The sequence below is a fragment of the Bacillus sp. FSL R5-0560 genome, from assembly GCF_037966305.1.
Taxonomy (GTDB): Bacteria; Bacillota; Bacilli; order Bacillales; family Bacillaceae; genus Bacillus; species Bacillus mojavensis.
On record NZ_CP150195.1, the window covers coordinates 3,088,940 to 3,115,249 of the forward strand.

29 protein-coding genes and 1 riboswitch are annotated in these 26,310 nt (G+C 45.0%); of the genes, 9 read left to right on the forward strand and 20 right to left on the reverse strand.

The window, feature by feature from the left end; genetic code table 11:
• Positions 1-94: 94 nt before the first annotated feature.
• A complete protein-coding gene (gene metK / locus NST56_RS16275; RefSeq protein ID WP_010331578.1) occupies positions 95-1,297 on the reverse strand; it encodes a methionine adenosyltransferase in 1,203 nt (400 codons plus the stop codon).
• A gap of 168 nt (positions 1,298-1,465) precedes the next feature.
• A riboswitch (SAM riboswitch) is annotated at positions 1,466-1,605 on the reverse strand.
• Between the two features lie 197 nt (positions 1,606-1,802).
• Here metK and pckA point away from each other — a divergent pair.
• A complete protein-coding gene (pckA, locus tag NST56_RS16280; protein WP_339177791.1) occupies positions 1,803-3,386 on the forward strand; it encodes a phosphoenolpyruvate carboxykinase (ATP) in 1,584 nt (527 codons plus the stop codon).
• Between the two features lie 38 nt (positions 3,387-3,424).
• On the opposite strand, the gene NST56_RS16285 is transcribed toward pckA, so the two are convergent.
• The gene (locus NST56_RS16285; RefSeq protein WP_024122585.1) at positions 3,425-3,667 is read right to left on the reverse strand and encodes a DUF2584 domain-containing protein; all 243 of its coding nucleotides are present in this window, start codon (positions 3,665-3,667) and stop codon (positions 3,425-3,427) included.
• 51 nt (positions 3,668-3,718) lie between these two features.
• Positions 3,719-4,492: a prolyl oligopeptidase family serine peptidase gene (locus tag NST56_RS16290; protein WP_339177794.1), complete on the reverse strand. Its 774-nt coding sequence runs from the start codon at positions 4,490-4,492 to the stop codon at positions 3,719-3,721.
• Positions 4,493-4,641: 149 nt separating this feature from the next.
• Here NST56_RS16290 and NST56_RS16295 point away from each other — a divergent pair, with 149 nt between their 5' ends.
• Genes NST56_RS16295 through NST56_RS16305 form a run of 3 tightly spaced genes read left to right on the forward strand, consistent with a single transcriptional unit; the run spans position 4,642 to position 7,228 of the window.
• A complete protein-coding gene (locus NST56_RS16295) occupies positions 4,642-5,646 on the forward strand; it encodes an ABC transporter substrate-binding protein (RefSeq protein ID WP_339177797.1) in 1,005 nt (334 codons plus the stop codon).
• A 12-nt stretch (positions 5,647-5,658) separates the two neighbouring features.
• Positions 5,659-6,441 (forward strand): ABC transporter ATP-binding protein, encoded by a 783-nt coding sequence (locus NST56_RS16300; RefSeq protein ID WP_010331583.1) that lies wholly within the window; start codon positions 5,659-5,661, stop codon positions 6,439-6,441.
• The gene (locus NST56_RS16305) at positions 6,416-7,228 is read left to right on the forward strand and encodes an ABC transporter permease (protein ID WP_339177800.1); all 813 of its coding nucleotides are present in this window, start codon (positions 6,416-6,418) and stop codon (positions 7,226-7,228) included. The genes NST56_RS16300 and NST56_RS16305 overlap by 26 nt, the downstream gene beginning before the upstream one ends.
• 24 nt (positions 7,229-7,252) lie before the next feature.
• Here NST56_RS16305 and ytkD read toward each other — a convergent pair whose 3' ends face one another.
• From ytkD to NST56_RS16320, 3 genes are all read right to left on the reverse strand, one after another.
• The gene (gene ytkD, locus NST56_RS16310; RefSeq protein WP_168748590.1) at positions 7,253-7,729 is read right to left on the reverse strand and encodes an RNA deprotection pyrophosphohydrolase; all 477 of its coding nucleotides are present in this window, start codon (positions 7,727-7,729) and stop codon (positions 7,253-7,255) included.
• A 214-nt stretch (positions 7,730-7,943) separates the two neighbouring features.
• Positions 7,944-8,348, reverse strand: coding sequence for a holin family protein (locus NST56_RS16315; RefSeq protein WP_010331586.1), 405 nt, complete (start codon positions 8,346-8,348; stop codon positions 7,944-7,946).
• Between the two features lie 157 nt (positions 8,349-8,505).
• The gene (locus NST56_RS16320; protein WP_010331587.1) at positions 8,506-8,943 is read right to left on the reverse strand and encodes a Dps family protein; all 438 of its coding nucleotides are present in this window, start codon (positions 8,941-8,943) and stop codon (positions 8,506-8,508) included.
• 124 nt (positions 8,944-9,067) lie between these two features.
• On the opposite strand from NST56_RS16320, the gene ytzI reads away from it, so the two are divergent.
• Positions 9,068-9,217 carry a YtzI protein gene (ytzI, locus tag NST56_RS16325; RefSeq protein ID WP_326157631.1) on the forward strand — a complete coding sequence of 50 codons (150 nt, stop codon included), beginning with the start codon at positions 9,068-9,070 and terminating at the stop codon, positions 9,215-9,217.
• Here the strand turns inward: ytzI and NST56_RS16330 are convergent.
• A complete protein-coding gene (locus NST56_RS16330; RefSeq protein ID WP_339177805.1) occupies positions 9,211-9,654 on the reverse strand; it encodes a FixH family protein in 444 nt (147 codons plus the stop codon). The genes ytzI and NST56_RS16330 overlap by 7 nt on opposite strands.
• Before the next feature lie 120 nt (positions 9,655-9,774).
• Complete coding sequence (locus tag NST56_RS16335) at positions 9,775-10,248, reverse strand: S-ribosylhomocysteine lyase (RefSeq protein WP_339177806.1); 474 nt, start codon at positions 10,246-10,248, stop codon at positions 9,775-9,777.
• A 127-nt stretch (positions 10,249-10,375) separates the two neighbouring features.
• Here NST56_RS16335 and yidD point away from each other — a divergent pair, with 127 nt between their 5' ends.
• Positions 10,376-10,603, forward strand: coding sequence for a membrane protein insertion efficiency factor YidD (gene yidD, locus NST56_RS16340; protein WP_010331591.1), 228 nt, complete (start codon positions 10,376-10,378; stop codon positions 10,601-10,603).
• On the opposite strand, the gene NST56_RS16345 is transcribed toward yidD, so the two are convergent.
• Positions 10,600-11,163, reverse strand: a complete 564-nt coding sequence (locus NST56_RS16345) for a carbonic anhydrase (RefSeq protein WP_010331592.1) — start codon at positions 11,161-11,163, stop codon at positions 10,600-10,602. The two genes, yidD and NST56_RS16345, sit on opposite strands and share 4 nt — an antisense overlap.
• A 110-nt stretch (positions 11,164-11,273) precedes the next feature.
• A complete protein-coding gene (locus tag NST56_RS16350; RefSeq protein ID WP_010331593.1) occupies positions 11,274-11,522 on the reverse strand; it encodes a type B 50S ribosomal protein L31 in 249 nt (82 codons plus the stop codon).
• A gap of 201 nt (positions 11,523-11,723) precedes the next feature.
• On the opposite strand from NST56_RS16350, the gene NST56_RS16355 reads away from it, so the two are divergent.
• Genes NST56_RS16355 through NST56_RS16365 form a run of 3 tightly spaced genes read left to right on the forward strand, consistent with a single transcriptional unit; the run spans position 11,724 to position 14,353 of the window.
• Positions 11,724-13,055: a cytochrome ubiquinol oxidase subunit I gene (locus NST56_RS16355; protein ID WP_010331594.1), complete on the forward strand. Its 1,332-nt coding sequence runs from the start codon at positions 11,724-11,726 to the stop codon at positions 13,053-13,055.
• A 42-nt stretch (positions 13,056-13,097) separates the two neighbouring features.
• Positions 13,098-14,141, forward strand: a complete 1,044-nt coding sequence (locus NST56_RS16360; protein ID WP_339177809.1) for a cytochrome d ubiquinol oxidase subunit II — start codon at positions 13,098-13,100, stop codon at positions 14,139-14,141.
• A gap of 53 nt (positions 14,142-14,194) precedes the next feature.
• On the forward strand, positions 14,195-14,353 hold the full coding sequence (locus NST56_RS16365; RefSeq protein ID WP_010331596.1) for a DUF1540 domain-containing protein: 159 nt from the start codon (positions 14,195-14,197) through the stop codon (positions 14,351-14,353).
• Between the two features lie 22 nt (positions 14,354-14,375).
• Here the strand turns inward: NST56_RS16365 and NST56_RS16370 are convergent, their stop codons facing one another.
• The 10 genes from NST56_RS16370 to NST56_RS16415 all read right to left on the reverse strand — a co-directional run bounded on the left by NST56_RS16370 (position 14,376) and on the right by NST56_RS16415 (position 26,021).
• Complete coding sequence (locus NST56_RS16370; protein ID WP_339177811.1) at positions 14,376-15,263, reverse strand: metal ABC transporter permease; 888 nt, start codon at positions 15,261-15,263, stop codon at positions 14,376-14,378.
• Positions 15,253-16,560, reverse strand: a complete 1,308-nt coding sequence (locus tag NST56_RS16375) for a metal ABC transporter permease (protein ID WP_326332241.1) — start codon at positions 16,558-16,560, stop codon at positions 15,253-15,255. The genes NST56_RS16370 and NST56_RS16375 overlap by 11 nt, the downstream gene beginning before the upstream one ends.
• A 5-nt stretch (positions 16,561-16,565) precedes the next feature.
• Entirely contained in the window at positions 16,566-17,318 is a 753-nt protein-coding gene (locus tag NST56_RS16380) for a metal ABC transporter ATP-binding protein (RefSeq protein ID WP_010331599.1), read from the reverse strand.
• Between the two features lie 18 nt (positions 17,319-17,336).
• Positions 17,337-18,260, reverse strand: coding sequence for a zinc ABC transporter substrate-binding protein (locus tag NST56_RS16385; protein WP_229146398.1), 924 nt, complete (start codon positions 18,258-18,260; stop codon positions 17,337-17,339).
• A 276-nt stretch (positions 18,261-18,536) separates the two neighbouring features.
• Entirely contained in the window at positions 18,537-19,652 is a 1,116-nt protein-coding gene (gene menC / locus NST56_RS16390) for an o-succinylbenzoate synthase (protein WP_326218200.1), read from the reverse strand.
• The gene (locus NST56_RS16395; protein ID WP_268445259.1) at positions 19,649-21,109 is read right to left on the reverse strand and encodes an o-succinylbenzoate--CoA ligase; all 1,461 of its coding nucleotides are present in this window, start codon (positions 21,107-21,109) and stop codon (positions 19,649-19,651) included. Before NST56_RS16395 ends, menC begins: the two co-directional genes overlap by 4 nt.
• Before the next feature lie 93 nt (positions 21,110-21,202).
• Complete coding sequence (gene menB, locus NST56_RS16400; RefSeq protein ID WP_010331603.1) at positions 21,203-22,021, reverse strand: 1,4-dihydroxy-2-naphthoyl-CoA synthase; 819 nt, start codon at positions 22,019-22,021, stop codon at positions 21,203-21,205.
• Positions 22,022-22,054: 33 nt separating this feature from the next.
• Positions 22,055-22,879 carry a 2-succinyl-6-hydroxy-2,4-cyclohexadiene-1-carboxylate synthase gene (gene menH / locus NST56_RS16405; RefSeq protein ID WP_339177818.1) on the reverse strand — a complete coding sequence of 275 codons (825 nt, stop codon included), beginning with the start codon at positions 22,877-22,879 and terminating at the stop codon, positions 22,055-22,057.
• Positions 22,867-24,609: a 2-succinyl-5-enolpyruvyl-6-hydroxy-3-cyclohexene-1-carboxylic-acid synthase gene (menD, locus tag NST56_RS16410; protein ID WP_339177820.1), complete on the reverse strand. Its 1,743-nt coding sequence runs from the start codon at positions 24,607-24,609 to the stop codon at positions 22,867-22,869. The genes menH and menD overlap by 13 nt, the downstream gene beginning before the upstream one ends.
• A complete protein-coding gene (locus NST56_RS16415) occupies positions 24,606-26,021 on the reverse strand; it encodes an isochorismate synthase MenF (protein WP_339177822.1) in 1,416 nt (471 codons plus the stop codon). Before NST56_RS16415 ends, menD begins: the two co-directional genes overlap by 4 nt.
• Positions 26,022-26,310: the final 289 nt, after the last annotated feature.

The following is a 26,310-nucleotide window of genomic DNA, read 5'->3' on the forward strand; positions in this document are numbered from 1 at the left end:
TGAACAGTATTTGGTTTCACAGTTATGTAAAAAAATAAACATGGATACATCGATAAAAAAGGGAAAGCCGCTTAACCAGTAAGCGGCTATAAAATTATTCTCCTAACGCTTCTTTACGCAGCTGTTCCGCTTTGTCTGTACGCTCCCACGGAAGGTCAACATCGTGGCGTCCAAAGTGGCCGTACGCAGCAGTCTGTTTGTAGATCGGACGGCGTAAATCAAGCATTTTGATAATGCCGGCAGGTCGTAAATCAAAGTTATTGCGAACAACTTCAATCAGTTTTTCCTCTGAAGCTTTTCCGGAACCAAATGTATTGATTGAGATGGACACAGGCTGTGCAACACCGATCGCGTATGCAAGCTGCACTTCGCATGAATCTGCAAGCTCAGCCGCAACGATGTTTTTCGCAACGTATCTTGCAGCATAAGCAGCTGAACGGTCTACTTTCGTCGCATCTTTACCAGAGAACGCGCCGCCGCCGTGACGTGCGTAGCCGCCGTACGTATCAACGATAATTTTACGTCCTGTAAGCCCCGCATCCCCTTGAGGTCCTCCAATGACGAATCGGCCTGTAGGGTTAATGAAGTATTTTGTTTCTTCATCAATTAATTCTTCAGGAACAACCGGATTGATGACATGTTCTTTAATGTTGCGCTGAATTTGCTCAAGCGTAATTTCAGGATGGTGCTGAGTTGAAATAACAATCGCGTCAATGCGGACAGGTTTGTTATTTTCATCATACTCAACCGTTACCTGTGTTTTGCCGTCAGGGCGAAGGTAAGGAAGAACATCTTCTTTACGCACTTCACTCAAGCGGCGGGCTAGTTTATGAGCAAGTGAAATCGGAAGAGGCATAAGCTCTTTCGTTTCGTTGCACGCATAACCGAACATTAAACCTTGGTCACCCGCTCCGATTGCTTCGATTTCTTCGTCGCTCATTGTGCCTTCACGGGCTTCAAGCGCTTGGTCTACACCCATTGCAATATCAGCAGACTGCTCGTCAATTGATGTCAGGACCGCACATGTTTCCGCATCAAATCCGTATTTTGCACGTGTGTATCCGATTTCTTTAATCGTTTCACGAACCGTTTTTGGAATATCAACATACGTAGAAGTTGTGATTTCTCCGCTGACAAGAACCAAACCAGTTGTCACAGACGTTTCACAAGCAACACGCGCGTTAGGGTCTTTCTTTAAAATTTCATCTAAGATGCTGTCAGAAATCTGGTCACAGATTTTATCCGGATGCCCTTCCGTAACAGATTCTGATGTAAATAAACGACGATTTTTACTCATGATTTGCTTCCTCCTGCACAAGGCCTCCCGAAAGACCTTATATATATGATACGGAACTCGCTCCCTCTTATACAATGTTACGTTTATATTAGAGATGTTAATTGGCATATTTATGAAATAAAAAAACCTTTTCCGTTCGAGGAAAGGGTTTGGTCTTTGTGCCTTTCACTCTTATCGCTCAAGGAATCATTCAACCTTGCATCAGGTTAGCACCTTGGTTGTCTCACGCAGTTTGAACATAATGAATAATAGAGAAACCGGTTGCTGGGCTTCATAGGGCCTGTCCCTCCGCCAGCTCGGGATAAGAGTATCCGCTCAATGAAATATCTTATCGTAAAAGGGTTTGCAATGTCAATATGAATCAGGAGAAATAGACGCCTTTATTGCGGAAAACAATGGAAGTGCACACACAAAAAACGATAAATAGTATAGACTATTTGAAAATATATGTTATACTAATTCACAATTAGCAAAACACAAATAAAATGATAAAGGAAGGTTTCTTATGAACTCAGTTGATTTAACCGCTGATTTGCAAGCCTTATTAACAAGTCCTAATGTGCAGCATAATTTATCTGCAGCTCAGCTTACAGAAAAAGTACTTTCCCGTAACGAAGGCATTTTGACATCCACGGGTGCTGTCCGGGCGACCACAGGCGCTTACACTGGACGTTCGCCGAAAGATAAATTCATTGTAGAAGAAGCAAGCACAAAGAGTAAGGTCGATTGGGGTCCGGTGAATCAGCCTATTTCCGAGGAAGCATTTGACCGGCTGTACACGAAAGTTGTCAGCTATCTGAAACAACGAGATGAGCTGTTTGTTTTTGAAGGATTTGCCGGTGCTGATGAAAAATACAGACTGCCGATCACGGTCGTTAATGAATTTGCATGGCACAATTTATTTGCCAGACAGCTGTTTATCCGTCCTGAAGACAATGATAAAAAAACAGTCGAACAGCCGTTTACCATTCTTTCCGCTCCGCATTTCAAAGCGGACCCAAAAACAGACGGCACACATTCAGAAACCTTTATTATTGTTTCTTTCGAAAAGCGGACGATTTTAATCGGCGGAACGGAGTATGCCGGAGAAATGAAAAAATCGATTTTCTCCATCATGAATTTCCTGCTGCCTGAGCGAGATATTTTATCCATGCATTGCTCCGCTAATGTCGGTGAAAAAGGCGATGTCGCGCTTTTCTTCGGCCTGTCGGGAACAGGAAAGACCACCCTTTCGGCGGATGCTGACCGGAAACTGATCGGTGATGATGAACACGGCTGGTCGGATACTGGTGTCTTCAATATCGAAGGCGGATGCTATGCCAAGTGCATTCATTTAAGCGAAGAAAAGGAACCGCAGATTTTTAAAGCGATTCGGTTTGGATCCGTTCTCGAAAATGTTGTTGTAGATGAAGATACGCGTGTAGCCAATTACGATGATTCCTTCTATACAGAAAACACACGTGCCGCTTACCCGATTCATATGATCGACAACATTGTGTCTCCAAGCATTGCGGGCCACCCGTCAGCGATTGTATTTTTGACGGCTGATGCATTCGGCGTTCTGCCGCCAATCAGCAAGCTGACGAAGGAGCAGGCTATGTACCACTTCTTAAGCGGTTATACGAGTAAACTAGCCGGAACCGAACGCGGCGTCACGTCTCCTGAGACGACATTCTCCACATGCTTCGGTTCACCGTTCCTTCCGCTCCCGGCTCATGTATATGCGGAAATGCTCGGCAAAAAGATCGACGAACACGGCGCAGACGTTTACCTTGTCAACACAGGCTGGACCGGCGGCGGCTATGGCACAGGGGAACGCATGAAGCTTTCATACACACGGGCGATGGTAAAAGCAGCGATTGAAGGCAAATTAGAAAATGTACAAATGACCACTGACGATATTTTCGGCCTGCACATCCCGGTTCATGTTCCAGGTGTTCCCGATCACATCCTTCTGCCGGAAAACACGTGGAATAACAAAGAGGAATACAGAGAAAAGGCTGCGTATCTGGCAAACGAATTCAAAGAAAACTTCAAAAAGTTCACAAATACAGATGCCATTGCGCAAGCAGGCGGGCCACTCGTTTAAAAAGCAAAAGCCAAGAGCAATTCAGCTCTTGGCTTGTTTTAATTGACTGTATGCAAGGAAGTCAGCTTGTACGTAATGATTGTCCGCCCGTCTGTCCATTCAAGCTTCTGCACTTCAGCTGTGCCTGACTTTTCACCAAACTTTGTTTTGCTCACATCCATCGGAATCTCCATCGGATAAATGCGATACCCGTCTTTCTCTAATCTGAATATATTTTCATCTATACGAACTTCTTTTCCTTTTGTCACAATTAATGTATTAAATTCCACAGGCATTCCCAAATTGAAATCCCCTTTCGTTCTCTTTTTTCTATATCATAACATATTTCACCGTCAGCGGTTTTTCATCCACTGCATGAGCTGCCGCACAATACGCCGGTTTTCCTTCGGCGGAAAATAATGTGTGAATGTACTGTAATACCACGTCTCTACAGGCTTGTGCAGCTGTTTTAATTTCTCCTCAAATAAATAGGAATGCTGAATGGAAACGTTTTGATCTTTTTCTCCGTGAATTAATAAAACGGGGGCTTCAATTTTGTTCACTTGATCAAAAGGCGTTCGCCATTTGTATTCGTCAGGCACTTTTTTCGGCGTTCCCCCAATTACTCTTTTCATCATTCTGCGCAAATCCTGCCGCTCCTCATATGTAAGATTCATATCACTGACGCCTCCCCACGAAACGAATGAAGCCGCATGCCGTCCCATTTCAATCGCAGTAAGCATTCCCATTATGCCGCCTCGGGAGAAACCGAAGATATGAATTCTGCCCTTTTTTACTTGAGGATGCTGCTGAAGCAGGCGAAAAGCAGAAAAAGCATCCTCTCTGTCTTCTCCTGCAAAATCCTCGTTGCCTTCTCCTCCCTGGTTCCCCCTGTAAAATGGGGCAAATACAACAAATCCTTGGGACGCAAACTGGATAATTCGGCCCGGTCTGACCATTCCAACGCTCTTGATGCCGCCGCGCAGATATAAAAATCCGTCATATCGCCCAGGTGCCGCCGGCTCCGCCAGCAGCCCTTTCACTTTTAAGCCATTTGAAAGGTAGCAGATGGAATACAAGCGCACATGCTTGCTCGGCGACGGAAATCTTCTTTTCTCAACAATCAATGCGCCCGCCTCCTTTTTCTTTATTCTTTCCTGTCTTTAAAAATAAATCCTGTCACGCCGAATTAGGCATTCACACATTTTTATACCCATCATACGATATGTAAAGCAAAAAAGGATATTAACTTGATGCTAAATAAGGAGGTTGTCATGTGAACAAATGGTTAAGGCTGGGCTGTTTCTGCGTTTGCAGTGTGTTTCTCATCATTGCCCTGAGTGCTTGCAAGCAGGAAGAAACACTCACGAAAGTAAAAGTAGCCGAAGTGACCCATTCCATTTTTTATGCACCTTTATATGTTGCAGAATCTAAAGGCTTTTTCAAGGATGAAGGCCTTGATGTCGACGTCAATACGACCTGGGGCGGCGACAAAACGATGACTTCGCTTCTTTCAAACGGCTCGGACATTGCGCTTGTCGGATCAGAAACATCCATTTATGTCAAAGCGCAAGGAGCTAAAGACCCTGTCATTAACTTCGCACAGCTGACACAGACAGACGGAACGTTCCTTGTCGCAAGGGAAGATGCCGAAAATTTCAACTGGGACCAGCTGAAAGGGAAGACGTTTCTCGGCCAGAGGAAAGGCGGTATGCCGCAAATGGTCGGCGAGTATGTGCTGAATCAACATCACATTGACCCGCATAAGGATATTGACCTTATCCAAAACATAGACTTCGCCAATATATCCAATGCCTTTGCTTCTGGAACCGGTGATTATGTCCAGCTTTTTGAGCCAACTGCTTCACTCTTTGAGAAAGAAGGCATCGGCCACATCGTTGCTTCGTTCGGAGAAGAATCAGGCCAGGTTCCTTATACGACATTTATGGCAAAACAAAGCTATTTAAAGAAACACGAGGATACAGCCGTCAAATTTACGAGAGCTATTTATAAAGCGCAGCAGTGGATAGGTAAACACTCAGCAAAGGACATTACAGAAGCGATTAAAAATGAATTTGACGATACAGATCCAGATGTCATCGAAATGTCCATCGGACGCTACAAAAAACAACATTCGTATTCTCCAGACCCGCTTCTCAACGAAAAAGAATGGGAACTGCTCCAAACGATTATGGATCAGTCAGGTGAACTGCCAAAGCATATTCCATACAGTGAACTTGTGAACAAACAAATCGCCGAAAAAGTCACCTCAGAAAAATAGGAGGCGCCATCTATGTCTTTTTTACATGTCGACCATGTAACCCATACTTATTTTTCTATGAAAGAAAAAACGACGGCCGTACAAGACATTCATTTCGATGCCGATAAAGGCGATTTCATCTCCTTTCTCGGTCCGAGCGGCTGCGGAAAAACAACACTGCTTTCCATAATTGCAGGCCTGATCGAACCTTCGGAAGGCAGAGTTCTGATTGAAGGCCGTGAGCCGAATCAAAAAGAACATAACATTGGCTACATGCTTCAGCAGGATTACTTATTTCCCTGGAAATCCATTGAGGAAAATGTGCTCCTCGGTTTGAAAATCGCCGACACACTTACTGAAGAAAACAAGGCCGCGGCACTCGGTCTTTTGCCGGAGCTGGGTCTCGTTGATGTTGAAAAGAAATACCCTAAGGAGCTGTCAGGCGGGATGAGGCAGCGGGCCGCTCTAGCAAGAACTCTTGCCCCAAACCCTAGTCTGCTTTTGCTTGATGAGCCATTTTCCGCGCTTGATTTTCAGACGAAGCTGTCTTTGGAAAACCTCGTTTTCCGCACATTAAAGGAGTATCAAAAAACAGCGGTGCTTGTCACTCATGATATAGGGGAAGCGATTGCGATGAGTGATACCATCTTTTTATTTTCTAATCAGCCGGGCACCATTCATCAAATTTTTACAATCCCTAGAGAATTGGCTGCGATGATGCCTTTTGACGCCCGTCAGGAGCCATCCTTCCAGACGCTGTTTCAAACGATATGGAAGGAGCTGAATTCTCTTGAGAAACAGCAAAGAAACAATTGATCTGCTTCATGAGCAATTTCAATTCAAACAGAAAAAAGAGAAATGGAATGTGCATTCTTTTCAGCTGGCGATATTTATCCTCTTTTTCTCCGGATGGGAAATCGCAAGCAGACAGGGCTGGATTGATCCTCTGATCTTCAGCTCGCCGTCAGCCGTGTGGCGCTTACTGATTGAAAAGCTTGCTGACGGCTCATTGCTGTCGCATATCGGCGTTACTTTATTTGAGACGGTGCTTGGCTTTTTACTGGGGACTTTCCTGGGCACGTGTCTTGCCGCGTTGTTATGGTGGTCCAATCGGCTTGCCAGGATATTAGATCCATATCTGGTCATTTTAAATGCTATGCCGAAAGTGGCGCTCGGACCTATTCTGATTGTCGCGCTCGGTCCCGGCTTTGTCAGCATTATCGCGATGGGAGCGGTCATTAGCGTCATTATTACAACCATCGTCGTTTATACCGCCTTTCAAGAGGTGGATGAGAACTATATTAAAGTAATGAGAACATTCGGCGCAAACAAGTGGGTTATTTTTAAAGAAGCGATTCTTCCCGCATCTTCGCCCGCTATTATTTCAACATTGAAGGTAAACGTCGGTTTATCGTGGGTCGGTGTCATCGTAGGCGAATTTCTTGTTTCAAAGGTCGGATTAGGATACATGATTATTTACGGATTCCAAGTCTTCAATTTTACACTCGTCTTCTTAAGCTTGTTGATTATTGCTATATTTGCCACTCTGATGTATCAGGCCGTAGAACTGTTAGAAAAGAAATGGACGAAGGGCAGAACATAAAAAACCCGGCAGATAGCCGGGTTTTTAATTGATCCATCCCGCTTCTTTCAGCTTTTTCAAACTGATGGGAAGCACAGAATCCTTCATAATAAAGCTGAATTTTTTATTACGGGGCAGGTTTTCCGGAAGTTCTTGAAACAGAACCGGTCCTTTCGTTTCAAAGTAATCGGCTTGCTTTTCAAGCTTCTCTATATCTGCAAAATATATATTTTTCACAATAACCTTTTCTTTTCCGAGAACTTTATACTGTCCGAGATACTTGAGGCTTTTCACTCTCGCCCCTGTTTCTTCCTTTACTTCTCGAAGCGCCGCCTCTTCCGCGCACTCCATCGGTTCCACTTTCCCGCCCGGAAACTCAAAGCCTCTGTCCTCATGTTCTGTCAAAAGCCATTTGTCACCAAAACGGCAGATGACCCAGACATGCTTCGGGCTGTCCGAAAAGGGCTGATTGTCAAAGGAGAGCTGAACAGTATTCTGATAATAATCTTTAAACTCGTACATGTTTATCCCTCAAATCCGTTCCTAGCTATCTTCCATACATCATACCACAGTTACGTTTCTTCGGTAGCTTTTTATCAAAAAATAAGGGAAACCCAGCGCGCCATCCGGATCTGAAACGTTAGACCAGCTCGTACAGCTTTCGGCCCCATCTCTTGTTAAAATGTGTAAATGACTGGCGCTCTGGGCTTTATTATGACCCGCGAACAGTTAAAAGTTACGGTTTGCGTCTGAATTTATTTTTTAGCGTTTCTAATAGATCCACAAGCATTTCTGGAACGGGTATACCGAGAGAGCTGGCTGTCACAACAATTTGCACAGATTCATAAAGAATATAAAACATAATGGCCAAGTCACGTATCGATCCCTGTGTATTTAGCAGCTGGTCAAAAAAGTGGCAGACAGAGATCAGAGCCAACGTAACTAATTTTTTGACAAAACGGGCAAAAACCTTCTTTAACACCAGTTTGTGAATAATTGTTTCCTTCAAGGTCGTACTGATAAATTCAATTGCCATAAGAGACAGCAATATGAGGAATGAGTACTGAAAACCTCCGAAGAAAAACCCCGCTGCTGAAACGCTGACTGCAATTAACGAAAAGATGCCAAAGTCTCTATCCATTTATCCCAACATCCTTTCACAGAAACGGCCTTACCATATTCTATGGAAAGCATGCCGAACGGATTGGATTTTTCAGAAAAATGGACTAGTTGTCGCCTATTTTTGCGAGCAAACAAAAACCGGACATCTTCACAAGATATCCGGCCTTTCTTTTCTATTATCCAAGGTAAGCTTTCAGCATCCAGTTATGTTTTTCAATATTTTGATGAATTGCAAGAAGCATGTCCCCTGTTGTTTCGTCTCCGACCTCATCGGCTAAGTCCATGCCGCTTTTCAGTTCTTCCGCGATAACTGTAAAATCATCATACACACTCTGAACCATTTGTTCTGCTGTTTCGTTCCCGTTCGCTTCTTTTACTGAAGCAGTTTCCAAAGATTCTTTCATTGTCGCGATCGGTTTTCCGTTCAAAGCCAAAAGACGCTCTGCCAAATCATCAATATAAGTTGCAGTCTCGTTATAAAGCTCCTCAAATTTTTCATGAAGTGTAAAGAAATCTTTTCCTTTTACATACCAGTGATAATTATGTAGTTTCACATACATGACTGTCCAGTTGGCTACTTGTTTGTTCACGGCTTGAATTAATTGTTCTGACATATTATCGTCCTCCTTGTTTATATGAAGTGTATACCCTTCATATCGTACGCTAAAACCTTTATTTTACCCGTCTGACACAATGTCTTCCACTATGTTACAATTATTGAAAACGGGAGGTGGAATCATGACGCTTCTCATCACGATAAGTATTCTGATTGTGCTGGCTGTTTTGCTCGTAAGCGTTTGGACGACTGTAAAAGCCTATAATGTAAAGCACACGATTGACCCTCCTCAAGAAGAAAATGCTCCCGGTTCAGATCCAAAAGGTCAATGATGGTGTGATTGATTTTCTTCAGGTTTCTTGATGGCAGCATCGGCGTCTCCGACTTCGACTTTTAAGGTTGGCATGCTGTGCTGTTTTTTTGCAGTTACATGAGATTGTACAGTGTATACGCCATCTTCCTTAAACTCCGTCTCCAATCGGTATACGCCATCTTCCTGTTTGGCTTTAAAAATCTTGCTGTCATTTTTTTCTCCGTCTTTCCATACCTCAAATTCCACTTCATCAGCATCTGTCACCGCTTCATCTCCGTAAGAAACCGCCGCTTCATAAGCAGCATTCTCTCCCGGCTTCACTTTTTCCGGCCCGGTGAGTTTTACATCTAATACCTCAGGCGTCTCAGCTGCTGTATGTGCTTTGTTCTCCTCTGATCCGCACCCATTCAATAAAAAAACAGCAGAAAAAAGTACTGCAGCGACCATCTTTTTCATTCCATCACCCTTTTCGTGTTTACCTCAATAGTAGCAAACGCTTACAGCAAATGGTATACAAAATCTGCAACGTCACAAAAAAGACCTTTTTGCCCGAAAGCAAAAAGGTCTTTTTTCTATTTAGCCAAATACTTTTAGCAATTCTTCTTTACCCTGTGACAGCCAGAAACGCATCAAACGTTTTGCGCCTTCCAGGTCATGAAGCTTCGCCTGGCCGCACTGCTTTTCATTGGCAGCCGGAATTTCGGTAATTTCTACCGCTTCCTTCATTGTGTCTTCAAGCAGATCAACGATTTCCGCAGGAGTCGGCTCTCCGCTGACAACAAGATAGTATCCGGTTTGGCAGCCCATTGGTGAAATATCAATAATATCAAAATGATCATATTTCTCAGCATGAGTGCGAATCGTAAACGCAAGCAAATGCTCGAGGGTATGGATTGTATCAGGCTTCATTGCCTGTTTATTCGGCTGGCAAAAACGAATATCAAATTTATTTACAACGCCGTCTGTTCCTACTTTATGCACACCGCAATGTCTTACGTATGGGGCAACAACAGCATTATGATCAAGTTCAAAACTTTCTACTGAAGGCATAATGGCACTCTCCCTTTTTTTAAAATGTATATTTATTATAACATACCTTTCCGATAAGAATTATCGAATAACTTTTCAAACCGCGTTATTTTTCTTATACTTGCATCAGAAAGGTTGCTGAAGACACATGAAAACCATATTTATTGCTCTGATCAGAGGGTACCAAAAATTCATCTCGCCGCTGACGCCGCCAACATGCCGCTTTTATCCGACTTGTTCACAATATGGAATCGAAGCCATTAAAACACACGGCGCCCTTAAAGGCGGATGGCTGACTCTCATACGGATTTTAAAATGCCATCCATTTCATCCGGGCGGTGTCGACCCCGTCCCAGAAAAAAAGCGCAAAGATTAATCGTTATAGCCATTTACGACAACATCCAGTTTTCCTGTCTCAGGATTAATGACTAAACCATGGACAGGCACAGTTTCCGGGAACAGCGGATGATGTTTAATGACGTCCACGCTGTCTTTTACGCTCGCTTCTACTGAATCGAAGCTTTTAAACCATTGATCAAAGTCGACTCCGGAGTATTTCAATGTTTCGATGCGTTCTTCCGGTATTCCTCTTTCCTTTATTTTATTGAGCATGCTTTCGCTGCTGATTTTGCTCATGCCGCAATCGTGGTGTCCGATTACACAGACTTCATCGGCGTTCAGTTCGTACACTGCTACCAGTAAACTTCTCATAATGCTTCCGAACGGGTGAGTGACAAGCGCACCGGCACTTTTTATAATTTTGATGTCACCATTTCGCATATTCATCGCATGCGGCAGCAATTCAACCAAACGAGTGTCCATGCAAGAAAGAATCGCCATTTTTTTATCTGGGAATTTTGATGTTTGATACTTTTCATAATCTTTATGTTCAATAAAAGTTTTATTAAATTCAAGAATATCATTGAGAAGACTCATAGCGGTATTCCTTTCCGGTCTTTTTTCTCCAATATATCACAGCCACTGCCTTTCGTCATCCTACCGGCATGATGTTGAGACCAGAAAAAAAGGCATGCCCTGCGGCTGCCTCATTTTCCCATGTTGTATCTTTTGTTGAACTGCTCGACTCTTCCGCCTTTTTCATTGAATTTCTGGCGGCCTGTATAAAACGGATGAGTATCTGAGCTTACCTCTACTTTAATAACCGGATATGTGTTTCCATCTTCCCACTCCGCTGTTTCTTCCGATGTTTTGGTAGACCTGCTCAAAAAGCGGTATCCGCTGTTTACATCCTGAAATATTACTTTGTGATTCTTTGGATGAATTCCTTCCTTCATGTCTATCTCTCCTTATTAAATCGTAATAATTACGTTTTATTTTATAACCTAACAAACATTTTGTCAATCTCCTTACATGTTTCCCGATCTTTCGCTTCATAAACCTCAAGCTTTTAAGAACAGGAAGAATAATCTAACCGAGGAAGCAAATAATAAACCCATATTACATACAGATCGTTTTGTGAAAGGTGGTTTATTATTGTGGATGATTTAGTTTTGGCTAGGAGTCTTTTTGGTACGACAATGGGCTTTCATATCATTTTCGCAACCTTGGGAGTCGGTCTGCCGCTCATGATTTTAATAGCTGAATTGATCTATCAAAAAACGAAGGATGACCATTATGCCATCATGGCGAAGAGATGGACGAAAGCACAGGCTGTTTTGCTGGGGGTCGCCATTCCGACCGGAACCATTGCCGGTACTCAGCTCGCGCTTTTATGGCCGGGTTTTATGGAAGTCGTCGGCCGGGTCATGTCGCTGCCATTCCAAATTGAAATCTACGCTTTTTTTATCGAAGCCCTTTTTATGTCGATTTATGTATATGCCGCAGACCGTTTATCGCCGGTTATGAGGATTATCGCTGTTGTTTTTGTGCTGATCGGGGCCGCGGCGTCCGCCATTCTGATCACGAATGTCCATGCCTTTGAAGGAACACCAGCCGGATTTAAAATGACAAACGGAAAGATAACTGATGTTGATCCGTGGGCCGCGTTTTTTAACCCAAGCTTTTTTGTAACCGCCGGCCATGTCGTTCTGTCTGCGTTCATGACAGGAGCCTTTATCGTTGCTTCTGTTGCCGCATACAAAATGATCCGGTCCAGAAAAAAAGAAAACGTCTATCGCTTTCACCGGAAAGCCCTGCTGCTCGCGCTGACGGTCGGCGGTATCTTTTCATTGATAACTGCCTTAAACGGGCACGAATCAGCACAAATGCTGCATGAATATCAGCCGGAAAAGCTCGCCGGAGCAGAGGGCCTTTTTGAAACAAGATCCCATGCCCCGCTTGCAATCGGAGGATTTACCGATCCGGAGGAGGAAAAAGTGAAATGGGCAATCGAGATTCCGTGGGCATTAAGCTTTTTGGCAGCCAACAGTTTTGACACTGTTGTAAAAGGATTAAATGCGTTTCCGAGAGACGAATGGCCGCCGCTTTTTATTCACACGTTATTTAATGCGATGGTCGGTGTCGGAATGCTTCTTATTCTTTATTCCATTATCGGTGTCGTCTGGAGAAAAGTATTAAAGAAAGATCGTTTTCCAACCTGGCTGCTGGTGATTTTCATGACAGCCGGTCCTCTCAGCATGATTGGTATTGAATTTGGCTGGATTTTCGCATGTACGGGGAGACAGCCGTGGGTCATCTATCATCTGCTGAAGACATCAGATGTTGTCACGACGACAGGCTCGATCGGAGTGCTTTTCCTGTTTTTCACCTTCGTTTACGCCGTGTTGGGCGCAGCTGTCGTTTATGTACTGCTTTACTATTTCAAAAAGCACCCTGTGGATGAGGATTTAAATACGGCGGAGTCTTAATAGCTTCGCAAGCAGGAAACTAAATGGAAGGAAGATCGACAAATGGACATTTCAACGGACGCTCTGATCGCCATCTCAATTATTTGGGGTTTTGTGTTTATTTACGCCGTCATGGCCACAATGGATTTTGGAGCGGGATTTTGGTCTATGATCTACTTAAACAAGGAGCATATGAAGGCGACTGATATCGCGAATCGCTTTCTGTCGCCGACTTGGGAGGTCACTAACGTCTTTATCGTGGCCATCGTCGTTGCGCTTTTCAGCTTTTTTCCAGGTGCAACGTTTGTGCTCGGAACTGTTTTATTAATTCCCGGCAGCATTATTTTATTGCTTTTAGCAATCCGAAGCGGTTTTCTCGTTTTTTCAAACACAGCGAAGGAAAGGAAATTGCTCAGATATATTTCCGGCATCTCCGGTTTTATTATTCCCGCTGTTCTGATTTTGGTTCTTCCGGTGACACATGGTGGATTTATCGAAAGAACAGACGGGGTATACAGCTTGAATATGTCTACCATTTTGACAAGCCCAAACGCCTATTCATTTATAGGGTTTGCGATTTTAAGCACTTTATTTTTATCCTCCCTGCTGCTTGCGGATGTTTCGAATGTGGCTGAGGAACAGGACGCCTACACGGCATACAGAAAAAGCGCCTTAATCACCGGTCCGATATCGCTTCTATTTGCCATATGCATTATGCTAACGATGCGGAATGAAGCAAACTGGCTTTATACTGGAATGATGAATGATTTTTCCTGGATTATTGCGTCGTTTATTACATTCATCATCGCAGGCATGGCTCTTTTTCTGCCTAACAAAAGCTTCGGCAAAAAGATTGGGAAACCCAGACTGGCGCTTGTCGCGATTGCGATACAGTATTTCCTGGCAAGCTACGCGTACGGCCGCGCCCACCTCCCTTATATGATTTATCCTGACGTGACGATCATGTCCGGTTTCACCGAGCCCGCCACGTTCAGAGCGCTGTTTATGACATATATCGTTGCATTCATTATCCTCTTCCCGGGCTTCTATTTCTTCTGGAAGCTGTTTATGAAGGATAAACGGTATATCCGCCAGCAGGAGGAATAGGGCCCAAGCCCACCGGCTATACTAAGCTTGAACCTTTATAAGGAGGGGATGGCATGGACCAGAAAATCCTATGCGAGGTCAACAACTGTTCTTATTGGGACAAAGGCAACAGATGCACAGCCGATGCCATTTATGTTGTCAGCCATACTGGCGAAACTGCCGAAAACAGCCGGGAAACAGACTGCAAAACGTTTAAACCACAAGATTTATAAAAATGAAAAGAAAGAGCTGGCATTAGACAGCTCTTTCTTTTTGTGCTTTGAGCGTTCTCATCTTTTTCGTCATCACTCCGTTTGATGGCGAAAATAAAAAGGCACCAGCATAAAAAAACCCTGTCATTGCCGCCATCGCTCCGGAAATGGAAACATTGAGCCATGTTGCGCAGATATAGCCCAATAGAGCTGACAGCCCTCCGATGACCGCGCTGATAATCAGCATATAAAGCAGCCGGTCCGTTAATAGATGGGCAGCAGCAGGCGGTACAATCAGCATCGCCACAACCAATATGGCGCCGACCGAATCAAAGGAGGCAACGGTCGTTAGCGACAGCATACCCATCTGGAGGTAATGAATCAGCATAACCGGTATCCCGATGGCCAAAGCCATTTGCGGATCAAACGAAGCAATTTTAAACTCCTTATAACACACACTGACCATCGTTATGTTGATAAGCAGCACAGCAACCAGCATCCAAAACGCTTTTGGCCCGATGTCCACTCCGAATATCGTGACCGTATTCCATGGCACAAAAGCGATTTCTCCCATTAGCGAATGTTCAATATCGAGATGGACATTCGCTCCATATACTGATAACAAAATGACACCAACTGCAAATAAGGAGGTAAAAACAACTCCTATGGCGGCATCTGATTGAACCCCTTTGCTGTGAAGAAGCTGTACCAAAAATGCTGTTAACAGTCCTGACACGGCTGCCCCGATGAACATAGGAATCCCGTCCAGGCTTTTTGTCACAAGAAAAGCACCAACAATTCCAAGCAAAACAGTATGGCTGATGGCATCGGCCAGCATTGCCATTCTCCTTAATACAAGAAAAGTTCCGATCAACGCACAGCTGACACCGACTAGTATGCCCGTCGCTATAATCCACGCTTCAAAGCTCATTGGCAATCTTCCCCTTTTCAATTTCAGGGTATGGCTGACGGAGCTCAGGCATCCTGCCATGCAGCTTCAAAAGTGAAAGAAGTCTATCTCTTGTGGCCTCCGGCAACCGGTCCGGCACAAAATCATCCTGATCCGCATCTGCATTTTCCATATCCATTTCATGCATGAGGTACATTTCATACATCCGATATTTTAAAGCCGTAAGATAACCTTTTTCTATCCCAGCCTGTGTCACTTGCCAAATCCCGTTTCCAATCCGCACAACGCACCTCTCTTTTTCCAAATCTTCCAAAACTTTATGACATAATGAAGGTGAAAGCCGCCTCTTCTTTCGTACACTTTCCTCTGTTACATATATTTCACTATGTTCATACTGCTCAAAAATCGTTAGAAGCACCTGCTCCCGGTTTGTTTTTCTTCGCAGCCTTATTAATCTTATCCCTTTAGCAGCCAATCCCCGCTTAGGTGCGCAAATCATTGAAAAAAGAAAAATGATCGTCGCCGATAAAATCATCAAAGGCCCTGTCGCCATGCCCTCCATTGTTGTGCTCAGCAACGTTCCGGACACGCCGCTCATCCCGCCTGCCATCCCGGCAATTATGATCATGCCCGTTAAACGCTCGGTCCAATATCTTGCGGCAATCGCAGGAGTAATGAGCATAGCTGCCATTAAGATAACACCTACAGTTTGAAGCCCTATCACAACAGCGCAGACAATAAGACAGGCCAATAGTCCGTTTAAAAAACGCACCGGCAATCCCAATCCCTTTGCAAATGCGATATCAAAGGTAATGATTTTAAATTCCTTAAAAAAGACCGTACAAAGCAGCAATAAAACGGCGGATACTCCCGCAATAAGAATGATATCCTGTCTGACTAATGAAGCAGCCTGGCCGAACAGAAAGGAATCAAGTCCGCTTTGGCTTCCCGAGCCCAGCTGCTGAATATATGTCAGCAGTATAATGCCGACGCCAAAGAACACAGAGAGAACGATCCCGATTGCCGAGTCCTCTTTTGTTTTTGAAAGCCGCGGTATCAGCTGAATCATCCACGTTCCGAGAAGCCCTGCAAGCGCCGCACCGAGCAAAAAGAAAGGGAGCGATTTTTCTCCGGTGAACAGAAAAGCGAGACACACACCCGGCAGGGCAGAATGGGCCATCGCATCTCCGATTAAACTTTGTTTTCTAAGCAGCACAAAGCTCCCCAACACGCCGCTTGCTGCGCCGAGCAAAAGCGTCCCAGCCAACACCCACTGTGTATTCGGATGCTGGAGCTGCAGCCACAAACTTTCTATCAATGCGCTCACCCCTTATTACCTTCTGCCAGCACTTTATCTTTTAGAAATGTCAGCCTTCCTCCATACGTTTTTTGAAGGTTTTCAATCGAAAACACGTCCTCTGCCGGTCCGAAGGCGATTTTCCTTAAATGAAGCAGCAATATCCAATCGAAATAGTCTTCGGCGGTTTGCAGGTCGTGGTGGACGACAAGTACGGTTTTGCCTTTATCCTTAAGCTCCGCCAAAAGAGTCATAATTGCCCGCTCCGTCGCTGCATCCACGCCGGCAAACGGTTCATCCATAAAGTAAATGTCGGCGTCCTGACAAAGTGCCCGGGCAAGAAATACCCGCTGCTGCTGGCCCCCTGACAGCTGGCTGATCTGCCTTTTCGCATAATCGAGCATGCCGACTTTTTCTAAAGCCGATTCAGCCATTTCCACATCTGCCTTTTTCGGTCTTTTCAGCAGGCCGATTCGTCCGTACCTTCCCATCAGCACGACATCGAGAGCGCTGGTAGGAAAATCCCAATCAACCGAACCTCGCTGCGGCACATATCCGATTCTTGTCCGCTGTTGTTTATAAGTTTCGCCGTAAATGGAGATGTCTCCTGAGGCACGGGGCACAAGACCGAGAATCGTTTTGATCAAGGTGGACTTTCCAGCGCCGTTTGGGCCGATAATACCGATTAATTTCCCCTCCGGCACCTGCAGCGAAATCTCTTGCAGAACGGGCTTTTTATCATAAGCGACTGTTACATTTTCCAGCTCAACAGGAAACATTTTTTTCACCTCTATTCCTTATTTAAGCGCTTCCGTAATCGTGTTGATATTATGGCGGAACATGCCTTCGTATGTGCCTTCTTTTGTCCCCTTTTCACCCATTGCATCTGAATAGAGCTGACCGCCGATTGACACCGAATGGCCTTTTTCTTTAGCTCCTTCCACCACAGCATTAATTGATTTTTCAGACACGCTGCTTTCTACAAAAACAGCCTTAATTTGTTTTTCTGCCAAAAGCTCAACCAGGTCCTGTACATCCTTTAAGCCATAATCTGAATCTGTGCTGAGTCCCTGCAGGCCTTCTACTTTAAATCCATACTCTTTCCCAAAATACGCAAACGCATCGTGGGCGGTTACAAGGACACGGCTTTTCTCCGGAATATTCGCAATCTCCTGACGCGCCCATTTATCTAAATTTTGCAAATTATCTTTGTACTCTTTTGCGTTCTTCTTAAAGTCATCTGCATGCTCAGGCATCGCTTTGCTGAATTGCTTTTCGATTTCATCAATTGCGTAAATCCATAATGGGATGCTGAACCAGACGTGAGGGTCATACATCTTCCCTTTCCCCGCAGAAATAAGCTTGCTTTTCGGAATCGCTTCGGCGACCGCTGCAGCTTGTTTTTGTTCACCGATTTTACGGAGAATGTCTTCCATCTTCCCTTCGAGATGCAAGCCGCTGTAAAGCACAACGTCTGCTGATGTTAATTTTCTCGTATCACCTTGTGACGCTTTGTAAAGATGGGGGTCTACTCCCGGTCCCATTAAAGAAGTGACCTTAACATGCGTTCCGCCGATTTTTTCAGCAGCGTCCGCAATCTGAGATGTCGTTGCCGTCACTTGCAGTCCCTGATCAAAGCTTTTACCGGAAGACTCTGATCCACAGCCCGATAACGCAAGGCATGCAAGGATCAATGCCGCTATCAGCCCTCGTTTTTTCATTTGCTCCCTCCTCTTTGCCATCGATGTCCTGTTGTTTTATCATATGATGTGTTTTCTTAGACATGTGACATTTAATTAGACATAAGCATGTTTTGTTTATACAGGACAAAAAGTTTCCTTAGTGCAAAATTATCGCGTTTGTCCATTTCTGTCAAGACATTTTCACATAAAAAAACCGGCTGGTTCAGCAGCCGGTCTAAACGAGAAGGGATGTATTCAACGCTTTTACTATAACAGCACACTCACATTCTCTCAAATTGATAAAATGTCTTTTTCTCATCCATGCTGTGTGAAAACATCCATTTTGGTCACATATTTTCTCATTATTTCCTGATTTACTTCAACCCCTAAACCAGGCTGTTTCGACACAGAAATAAATCCGTTATCGATACGGATATCAGGGGTCACAATATCCTCATCCCAATACCTTGAAGATGACGAAATATCGCCCGGTATTGTAAATTGAGGCAAGGAAGCCAGCGCCACGTTTTGCGCTCTTGAAATGCCAGTCTCCAGCATTCCTCCGCACCAAACCGGCATATTGTGCTCTTTGCACAGATCATGGATTTTTAGAGCTTCCGTCAATCCGCCGACGCGAGAAGGCTTGATATTAATTACTTTACAGCTTCCCAGCTCAATCGCCCGTCTCGCGTCATCAGCTGAGCAAATGCTTTCATCAAGGCAAATCGCCGTTTTCATATGCTTCTGCAAGTGGCGGTGATCAACAATATCGTCAGCTTGGAGCGGCTGTTCAATCATCATTAAATGATATTCATCAAGCTCCTTTAAGCGGCTGATATCCTTGAGTTCATAAGAGGAATTCGCATCAGCCATCAGCGGGATGCCAGGGAAGCGGCAGCGGATGGCTTTTACCAGTTCCACATCTTGTCCTGGCTGAATTTTAATTTTAATTCTTTGATAGCCTTCTTTTTGATAAGCCTCAATTTCTTTCAGCATATCCTCAAGAGGCGCTAAGCTGACAACAACCCCGGCAGGGACTTTGTCTCTTGTCCCACCTAATGCCTCCGCAAGAGGAATTCCCTTCTTTTTTGCATAAATATCCCAAACAGCTGATTCAAGCCCCGCTTTTGCCATCCTATTACCTTTGTAGCGCGCCAAGCTGTCCGGCACTTCAGATGGGTGGCTAAATTCACGTCCGACGACATTAGGAATAAAAAAATCCTTCAGCATATGCAGACAAGTACCAATCGTTTCCTCGGTGTACCACGGTGAGGAGAACGCAGATACTTCCCCCCATCCTGTAACTCCGGATATATCGATGGCTTCCACGATCAAAAATTTGCGCTCCTGAAGTGTCTCAATACTGTTTTTAAACGGTTTTTTTAGATTCATGCTCAAATGATAAAGCGTAATTTTTTCTATTTCGATCATAACAGTTCTCCTTTACGCGCATCCTTCAGCTGATTTCGCAATAGCTTATTCGACGCATTGCGCGGCAGGCGGTCTAATACAAAGAATTTTGCCGGAACTTTATATTTCGCCAATCGTTCTTTGCAAAATGCGGTCAGTTCTTCAGCTCTGACAGGCTGCTGGAGCACAAGATAAGCATGAGGCACTTTTCCCCATTTTATGTCCTCCGCGCCTGCAACGCCGGCTTCTGCAACAGCCGGATGAGAAAGCAGCACAGACTCCACTTCAGCGGGATAAATATTTTCTCCGCCTGAAATGATAAGATCTGAACGCCTGTCCAATACATATAAAAATCCTTCACCGTCCAAATAACCGAGATCGCCTGTTTTCAGCCAGCCATTTTGAAAGGATGCTTTATTTGCGCTTTCCCGGTTGAAATAGCTCTTCATGACATTCGGGCCTTTCACCATAATTTCACCGTGTTCAAACGGCTCACACGCTTTTCCGTCCCGCTCAATTTTGATTTCGCATGAAAACAGCGGTTTTCCTGCTGATCCGAGCTTTTCCATACTGAATTCCGGCGAGAGAGTAACGATTTGTGAGCATGTCTCCGTCATTCCATATGATTGAAAAACGGGGAAGTCTTTCTCTCGGCATTCTTCTAGCAAAGGAAGCGGCGCAGGACCTCCGCCGAGCAGGATGCATCTGATGGATGACGGGCAGCGGTTTGTTTCTGCCAAAAGACTTGCCAGCATTGTCTGCACCGCAGAAATAATCGTAACTTGATGCCTGTCGATAGAATCCAATACATCACTTACTGAAAAACGCTGGTGAAGCACGACCGTCATACCATAAATCACAGATTTAAATAACGCTGACAGTCCGCTGATATGAAAGAGCGGCAGCGCGATAAGCCAGCGGTCTTTTTCTGTTATACCCAAATTAAGAGCAGAAGACACCGCACTGAAATAATGATTTCCAAACGTTTGCTGAACTCCCTTGGGCTTGCCCGTTGTCCCGGAGGTATACATGAGCGTCGCCGTTGCGTCCATTTGCATGTACGGCTCAATTTCAATATCCTGTGCCTCTTCTTTTACCAGTTCATCGACATTAATGGTTTCAACCATTTGCTCATAATCCTGCATGTCAAAACTTTCGTCCGTCAGTAAAAAGCGGGCGCCGGAATCCTCCAGTTGGAACAGCCTTTCATGTTTAGACAGCTTTGTATTCAGCAAGACCGCTTTTACGCCGAGCAAAAAGCAAGCGTGAACAGCATATACCATCTCCGCCCGGTTTCCGAGCAGAAGAGCCGCGGTGTCCCCTTTTCGAAAAGAATGAGCTGAAAGCTGTGACGCCATTCGTTTGGATGCGGCAAATAATTCAGCAAATGTCACGGTTTGATCTCCATAAATGAGAGCGATTCTATCAGGTGTTAGCTGTGCCCGTTGCAGGAGCCAGTTGGGCTGTTCTGTCAGCATGTCATCATCTCCGAGGTGAAATTACTTGATTTAAAAGAGAAAACAGCTTGGACCGCAATGGCTCAAGCTGTTAGTTTCATACGTATCTGCTGATCACGGAAAACGCGGGAATTGGCCGAAATCCGGTTTGCGTTTCTCCTTAAAGGAATCACGGCCTTCTTTCGCTTCATCAGTAGTGTAGTAAAGAAGGGTTGCATCCCCTGCAAACTGCTGAATTCCAGCAAGTCCGTCTGTGTCCGCGTTAAACGCAGCTTTAAGAAAACGAAGTGCGGTCGGGCTTTTCTCAAGCATTTCTTCACACCATTTAATCGTTTCTTCTTCAAGCTGTTCCAAAGGAACAACTGTGTTGACAAGTCCCATATCCAGCGCTTCCTGCGCGTTGTACTGACGGCAAAGGTACCAGATTTCACGGGCTTTTTTATGTCCTACGATGCGAGCCAGGTAGCCTGAACCGTAACCTGCGTCAAAGCTTCCCACTTTAGGGCCGGTTTGTCCGAAAATCGCATTGTCGGCAGCGATTGTCAAGTCACATACGATGTGAAGCACGTGTCCTCCGCCAATCGCATATCCGGATACCATCGCAACAACAGGTTTCGGAATGACACGAATTAAACGCTGAAGATCCAGTACGTTTAAACGCGGAATTTGGTCGTCGCCTACATAACCGCCGTGTCCGCGCACTTTTTGGTCTCCGCCAGAACAAAACGCTTTGTCTCCGGCACCGGCAAGCACGATAACGCCGATGTTTTGATCATCTCTCGCGCGAGCAAATGCATCAATCATTTCAGCAACCGTTTTAGGTGTAAAGGCGTTATGTACCTCAGGGCGGTTGATTGTTATTTTTGCAATACCATTATACGTTTCATACAATATTTCATCGTATGTACGTTCAGTTTTCCATTCTACAGCCATGATATGACCTCCTCTATTTTTCCATGTACCGAGTTATACATTTGTTAAAAACTCACTCACTATTTTACCAAAAAAATGCGGCTGTTCCACATGCACTGTATGGCCTGCTTCAGGAACAATCTCTATTCTACTAGATGGAAGCTTCTTATGCACCTCTTGATTAATGGCGCAAAACTTTTCGTCCCATTCTCCGCAGATGAGAAGCACAGGCGCCGCAACATCTTTTAACCGGCTCCACCAGGAAGGCTGTGAACCGGTGCCCATACCGATTAAACTGTTGGCCAGCCCAATGTTATTGTTTCTCAGACGGCCCAATCGTATCCTTTGCCGAACCTCATCAGCAAGCCGCTGCTGCGTCGAAAACAAAGGGATGCCTTCCCAATAGTCCACAAAGGCTTTGATCCCGTCACGCAAAATAAAATCCGCAAGCTTCCGATCCCGCAAGATTCGTTCTTTCCGTTCCCCGAGGGTTTTAAGGCCGGGCGTCGTGCTTTCGAAGACAAGCGCTGATATCTGTTTGGGGTATGTCATGGCAAAGGAATAAGCAAGCCTTCCCCCCATAGAATAACCAATAAGTTTCACTTTGTGAAGTTTTAAATGATCAAATATCTCGGCAAGGTCTGAAACTTGCCGGCTCGTGCTATATCTTTTTCCATTCAGCGGGGCATCACTTTCCCCGTGCCCTAAGCAATCAATTTTGATGACACGAGAATTAGGCAGCAACTGGTCGAGAAAGGCCCAGGATTCTTTGCTGCCGGTAAACCCGTGCAGACAGACTACGGCATCAGAAGCACTGGGCCGATCGTCTGTCACAGCATATCGGACGCCGTCTGCAACAGTTATGTTTACAGTTCCCATTGTTTTTTCACTTCCCGCACAGCCTCATTCAGCATATCACGATGAAGCTGAACCCTTGATTGGCGATCCGTTTTGATTTCTATAATGTGAAGGCCGGGCTTGTCAGCCTGCGGTGCGTATGATGATTTGAATTCATCCCACGAAGCCGGGCATGAATACGTGCCTCCGTAAAGCTCAGCAGCATGCTTGAAATCGAGCCCGGTCGGCGTGCCGAACAAATCTTCAAAGTGTGTCTTTTCAGATGCCTGCGGTAAAAATGAAAAAATCCCTCCGCCGTCATTGTTCACGAGGATCACAGTAAGCGGAATGTCCAATTTTTTAGCCGCCAGCAGCCCGTTTAAATCATGATAAAAAGACAAATCCCCGATCACGAGTGTCACAGGCGCTTTTGTTCCTTCACAAACACCCATGGCAGAAGAGACGACACCATCAATCCCATTTGCGCCACGGTTTGAATAGATACGGAAATTGCGGTCCTGATTTTCGAAAAACGTATCAACATCCCTGATTGGCATGCTGTTTCCGACAAACAGCGAGCTATTTTCGGGCACAAGATGCTGGAGGATTCGGTAGAGGTTGCCCTCAAATGAAACCTCTTCTTTGCTGATCGTTTGCAAATGCTCACGGAAACGCTGGTTCACAATCTGCCATTTTTCCAGCCATTCCAAAGTTCGGTCCACTCCAGTATGTTCAGCCATGATCGCCTCGGCAAAACTAGACGGGCTGCAGTGAATCATATGTGCGCTTGCCTGTGTCGGGTCTCTCCAGCCGCCATCCTCATCAATCACAATCTGCTGAATGGCTGGGTCATCCTTCAGCCACAAGAAAACCGGCTTTGAAACAGGCATCGGTCCGAAACGGATCACGACATCAGGCCGCAGTGCTGACTTCAGCTCATCATCTTTTAAAAATGAGTCATACGCATCAATAACGGTGCTTTTATCATGGACGCCGTTCCGCAGGTTAGACAGCGGGTCAGCTAAAATTGGATAATGCAGCGCTTTTGACAGCTCCACAATGTTTTGTTTATCAGCATCACTGTGAAGTTCTCCGCAGACGATCATGCCTTTTTCGGCCTCTTTCAGCATTGCAGCCACGTCAGACAGAGAGTTCCGGTCCACCGATTGCGTACCCGTTTTCACTGACACGTGACGCCCAGTTCTCATTCTTTCAAACGGCTGATCAGAAAGATCAGGCATCAGCGGCTCACGAAGCGGTACATTCACGTGCACAGGACCCATTGGACGCTTTTGTGCTTCCCCGGCGGCACGTCCTGCCAGCGTTCGGATATATCTCAGCATATGCGGCGACTCTTCGGGAAGAGCAGAGTCTGTGAAAAACTTAACAAAGTTACCGAATAAGAAGTGCTGATTAATGGCCTGCGGTGCGCCTACTTCACGCAGCTCGTGCGGCCGATCAGCAGTTAACACTATAATCGGTACTCTTGAATAATGGGCTTCAATTACAGCCGGATAAAAGTTGGCCGCGGCCGTTCCTGATGTGCAAATCAGAAGCACGGGACGCTGCTGTGCTTTTGCCAGCCCCAATGCAAAAAATCCGGCAGATCTTTCATCAATTTGGATATGGACGTTGATATCCGGATGCGCGGCTGCAAGAATTGCCAGCGGTGTGGATCTTGAGCCTGGACAAACGACAGCGTCCGTAATTCCGGAAAGGGCGAATTCATCAATAAAACTTCCGATGTAATGAGTAATCGGGTTCACTGTCAACGTCTCTCACCTCCCAGTGCAGAGATCATCGGCTTTAATTTCATCTGTGTTTCTTCGTATTCCGATTGCGGTTCAGAGTCTTCCACAATGCCGCACCCGGCAAACAGGCGTGCTGTGCTGCCTTCAATCAGCCCTGAACGGATGGCAACAGCAAATTCTCCGTTATCCTGACTGTCAATCCAGCCGACAGGAGCCGCATACCAGCCGCGGGACATCGGTTCGATCTCTCTAATCACTTCTCCCGCTTTTTTCTGAGGTGCTCCCCCAAGCGCCGGAGTAGGATGCAATTTCTCTATTAAGTCAAATAGCGAAGCCGAATCACGAAGCTGCCCGACAATCGGCGTAAATAAGTGCTGGACGCTTTTCGTTTTGTACAATACAGGTTTGTCAGGCTTTTCAACGTCCGAACAGCTTGATACAAAAGCGTTATGAATCATGCCTACAACAATATCATGCTCCAGCAGATTTTTCTCATCGTTTAATAATTCAAGGCCGATGCGGCGGTCTTCTTCTTCATCGGAGCCGCGCTTTATAGAACCTGCCAGACAAGTAGACATGACAGTGTTCCCGTCTCTTTTGATTAGTCTTTCCGGAGAAGCGCCGACAAAGGTTTTGCCTTCTTGTTCGATTGCAAAAACATAGCTTGTCTGCTGATCGGTCAAAAGCGTTTTAAGCACCGGTTCAATTTTGACCGGACCATCAAACGTGAGCAGCAGCTCTCTGGCAAGAACCACTTTATCATATTGTTTCTCTTTAATTTGGCTTGTTGCCGTTTCGATTGCTTTCAGCCAATCAGACTTATCCAGCTCCTGAGATGCTGTCATCACAGCCTGATCTTCTTGATTGAAATCAGGGATCATAAATTCCGCTGCAAAAGATTTTAAGCCTTCCAAAACAGCTTCTGCATCATCTTCTCCGCTTACCCATCTGTTAACTGTCAGGAATGGGCCTTCAGCAGTTATCGTCAGCATAAGCGAAGGCACAAAGAAATCCCCTTCCGAGAAATGGTCCCATTCAGTACCTCTTTCTTCGTAAGGGTCGAAGGAAAATCCTCCGAATAAAACAGGTCCCACTGCAGAGTGCTGCAGCTTTTCTTCTTCATAAATATGAAAAGCCGTCTTTTTAAAGCGCTCCCATTGTTCAAAAACCTCACGATACCGCTCGTCGTTTTTTTGATTCGTATGGAAAACAGCTTCTTTGCCAAGACCGACTATTGTCAATTCACTTTCAGGTTCTGACCAAAAAAATCGATTGCCTGTATATTTTTTTGCTCCGTAATTGAAAAATGATAGAGGGTCAAGAGACTCAATTTGTCTCGAATAGCTTATTAAGACAGCATGGTTGACTTCTTTGGCTTTATATAATGCATGTAGAACTTCCTTTCGGAACGTACGCTGCACCGTTGTCACCATGAGACATTCCTCCATAATTCTTAAAATGCTTTTAATACCATACACCTGTGTCTACATTGTGTCAAATACACAGATCATGCAGTCCAAATGGCCTGCCTTACCTATTATAAACCTAATTCCAGAAATGAAAAAGAAACAAACCTTAAATTTCTTTCTCCACTGATAGCAAAGGTTGTATCCGCTTACCATATAAGGAAAATCTCCTATATTCCTCCACAAGGGATTTATGAAAGTTCTCAGGCGATCTGTCCATACTAAAGGTATGCATTACAGAGAAACGAGGCGATTA

What these genes read in the sequence shown, in the direction of transcription:
- yidD (WP_010331591.1), top strand. Translation starts at nt 10,376, where the DNA reads ATGAAAACCATATTTATTGCTCTGATCAGAGGGTACCAAAAATTCATC.
- NST56_RS16360 (WP_339177809.1), top strand. Translation starts at nt 13,098, where the DNA reads ATGGACATTTCAACGGACGCTCTGATCGCCATCTCAATTATTTGGGGT.
- menH (WP_339177818.1), bottom strand. Translation starts at nt 22,879, where the DNA reads ATGGGAACTGTAAACATAACTGTTGCAGACGGCGTCCGATATGCTGTG.
- NST56_RS16395 (WP_268445259.1), bottom strand. Translation starts at nt 21,109, where the DNA reads ATGCTGACAGAACAGCCCAACTGGCTCCTGCAACGGGCACAGCTAACA.
- NST56_RS16365 (WP_010331596.1), top strand. Translation starts at nt 14,195, where the DNA reads ATGGACCAGAAAATCCTATGCGAGGTCAACAACTGTTCTTATTGGGAC.
- NST56_RS16350 (WP_010331593.1), bottom strand. Translation starts at nt 11,522, where the DNA reads ATGAAGGAAGGAATTCATCCAAAGAATCACAAAGTAATATTTCAGGAT.
- NST56_RS16320 (WP_010331587.1), bottom strand. Translation starts at nt 8,943, where the DNA reads ATGTCAGAACAATTAATTCAAGCCGTGAACAAACAAGTAGCCAACTGG.
- menC (WP_326218200.1), bottom strand. Translation starts at nt 19,652, where the DNA reads ATGATCGAAATAGAAAAAATTACGCTTTATCATTTGAGCATGAATCTA.
- NST56_RS16370 (WP_339177811.1), bottom strand. Translation starts at nt 15,263, where the DNA reads ATGAGCTTTGAAGCGTGGATTATAGCGACGGGCATACTAGTCGGTGTC.
- pckA (WP_339177791.1), top strand. Translation starts at nt 1,803, where the DNA reads ATGAACTCAGTTGATTTAACCGCTGATTTGCAAGCCTTATTAACAAGT.
- NST56_RS16415 (WP_339177822.1), bottom strand. Translation starts at nt 26,021, where the DNA reads ATGGTGACAACGGTGCAGCGTACGTTCCGAAAGGAAGTTCTACATGCA.
- NST56_RS16315 (WP_010331586.1), bottom strand. Translation starts at nt 8,348, where the DNA reads ATGGATAGAGACTTTGGCATCTTTTCGTTAATTGCAGTCAGCGTTTCA.
- NST56_RS16380 (WP_010331599.1), bottom strand. Translation starts at nt 17,318, where the DNA reads ATGTTTCCTGTTGAGCTGGAAAATGTAACAGTCGCTTATGATAAAAAG.
- menB (WP_010331603.1), bottom strand. Translation starts at nt 22,021, where the DNA reads ATGGCTGTAGAATGGAAAACTGAACGTACATACGATGAAATATTGTAT.
- metK (WP_010331578.1), bottom strand. Translation starts at nt 1,297, where the DNA reads ATGAGTAAAAATCGTCGTTTATTTACATCAGAATCTGTTACGGAAGGG.
- ytkD (WP_168748590.1), bottom strand. Translation starts at nt 7,729, where the DNA reads ATGTACGAGTTTAAAGATTATTATCAGAATACTGTTCAGCTCTCCTTT.
- NST56_RS16330 (WP_339177805.1), bottom strand. Translation starts at nt 9,654, where the DNA reads ATGAAAAAGATGGTCGCTGCAGTACTTTTTTCTGCTGTTTTTTTATTG.
- ytzI (WP_326157631.1), top strand. Translation starts at nt 9,068, where the DNA reads ATGACGCTTCTCATCACGATAAGTATTCTGATTGTGCTGGCTGTTTTG.
- NST56_RS16345 (WP_010331592.1), bottom strand. Translation starts at nt 11,163, where the DNA reads ATGAGTCTTCTCAATGATATTCTTGAATTTAATAAAACTTTTATTGAA.
- NST56_RS16335 (WP_339177806.1), bottom strand. Translation starts at nt 10,248, where the DNA reads ATGCCTTCAGTAGAAAGTTTTGAACTTGATCATAATGCTGTTGTTGCC.
- NST56_RS16385 (WP_229146398.1), bottom strand. Translation starts at nt 18,260, where the DNA reads ATGAAAAAACGAGGGCTGATAGCGGCATTGATCCTTGCATGCCTTGCG.
- NST56_RS16300 (WP_010331583.1), top strand. Translation starts at nt 5,659, where the DNA reads ATGTCTTTTTTACATGTCGACCATGTAACCCATACTTATTTTTCTATG.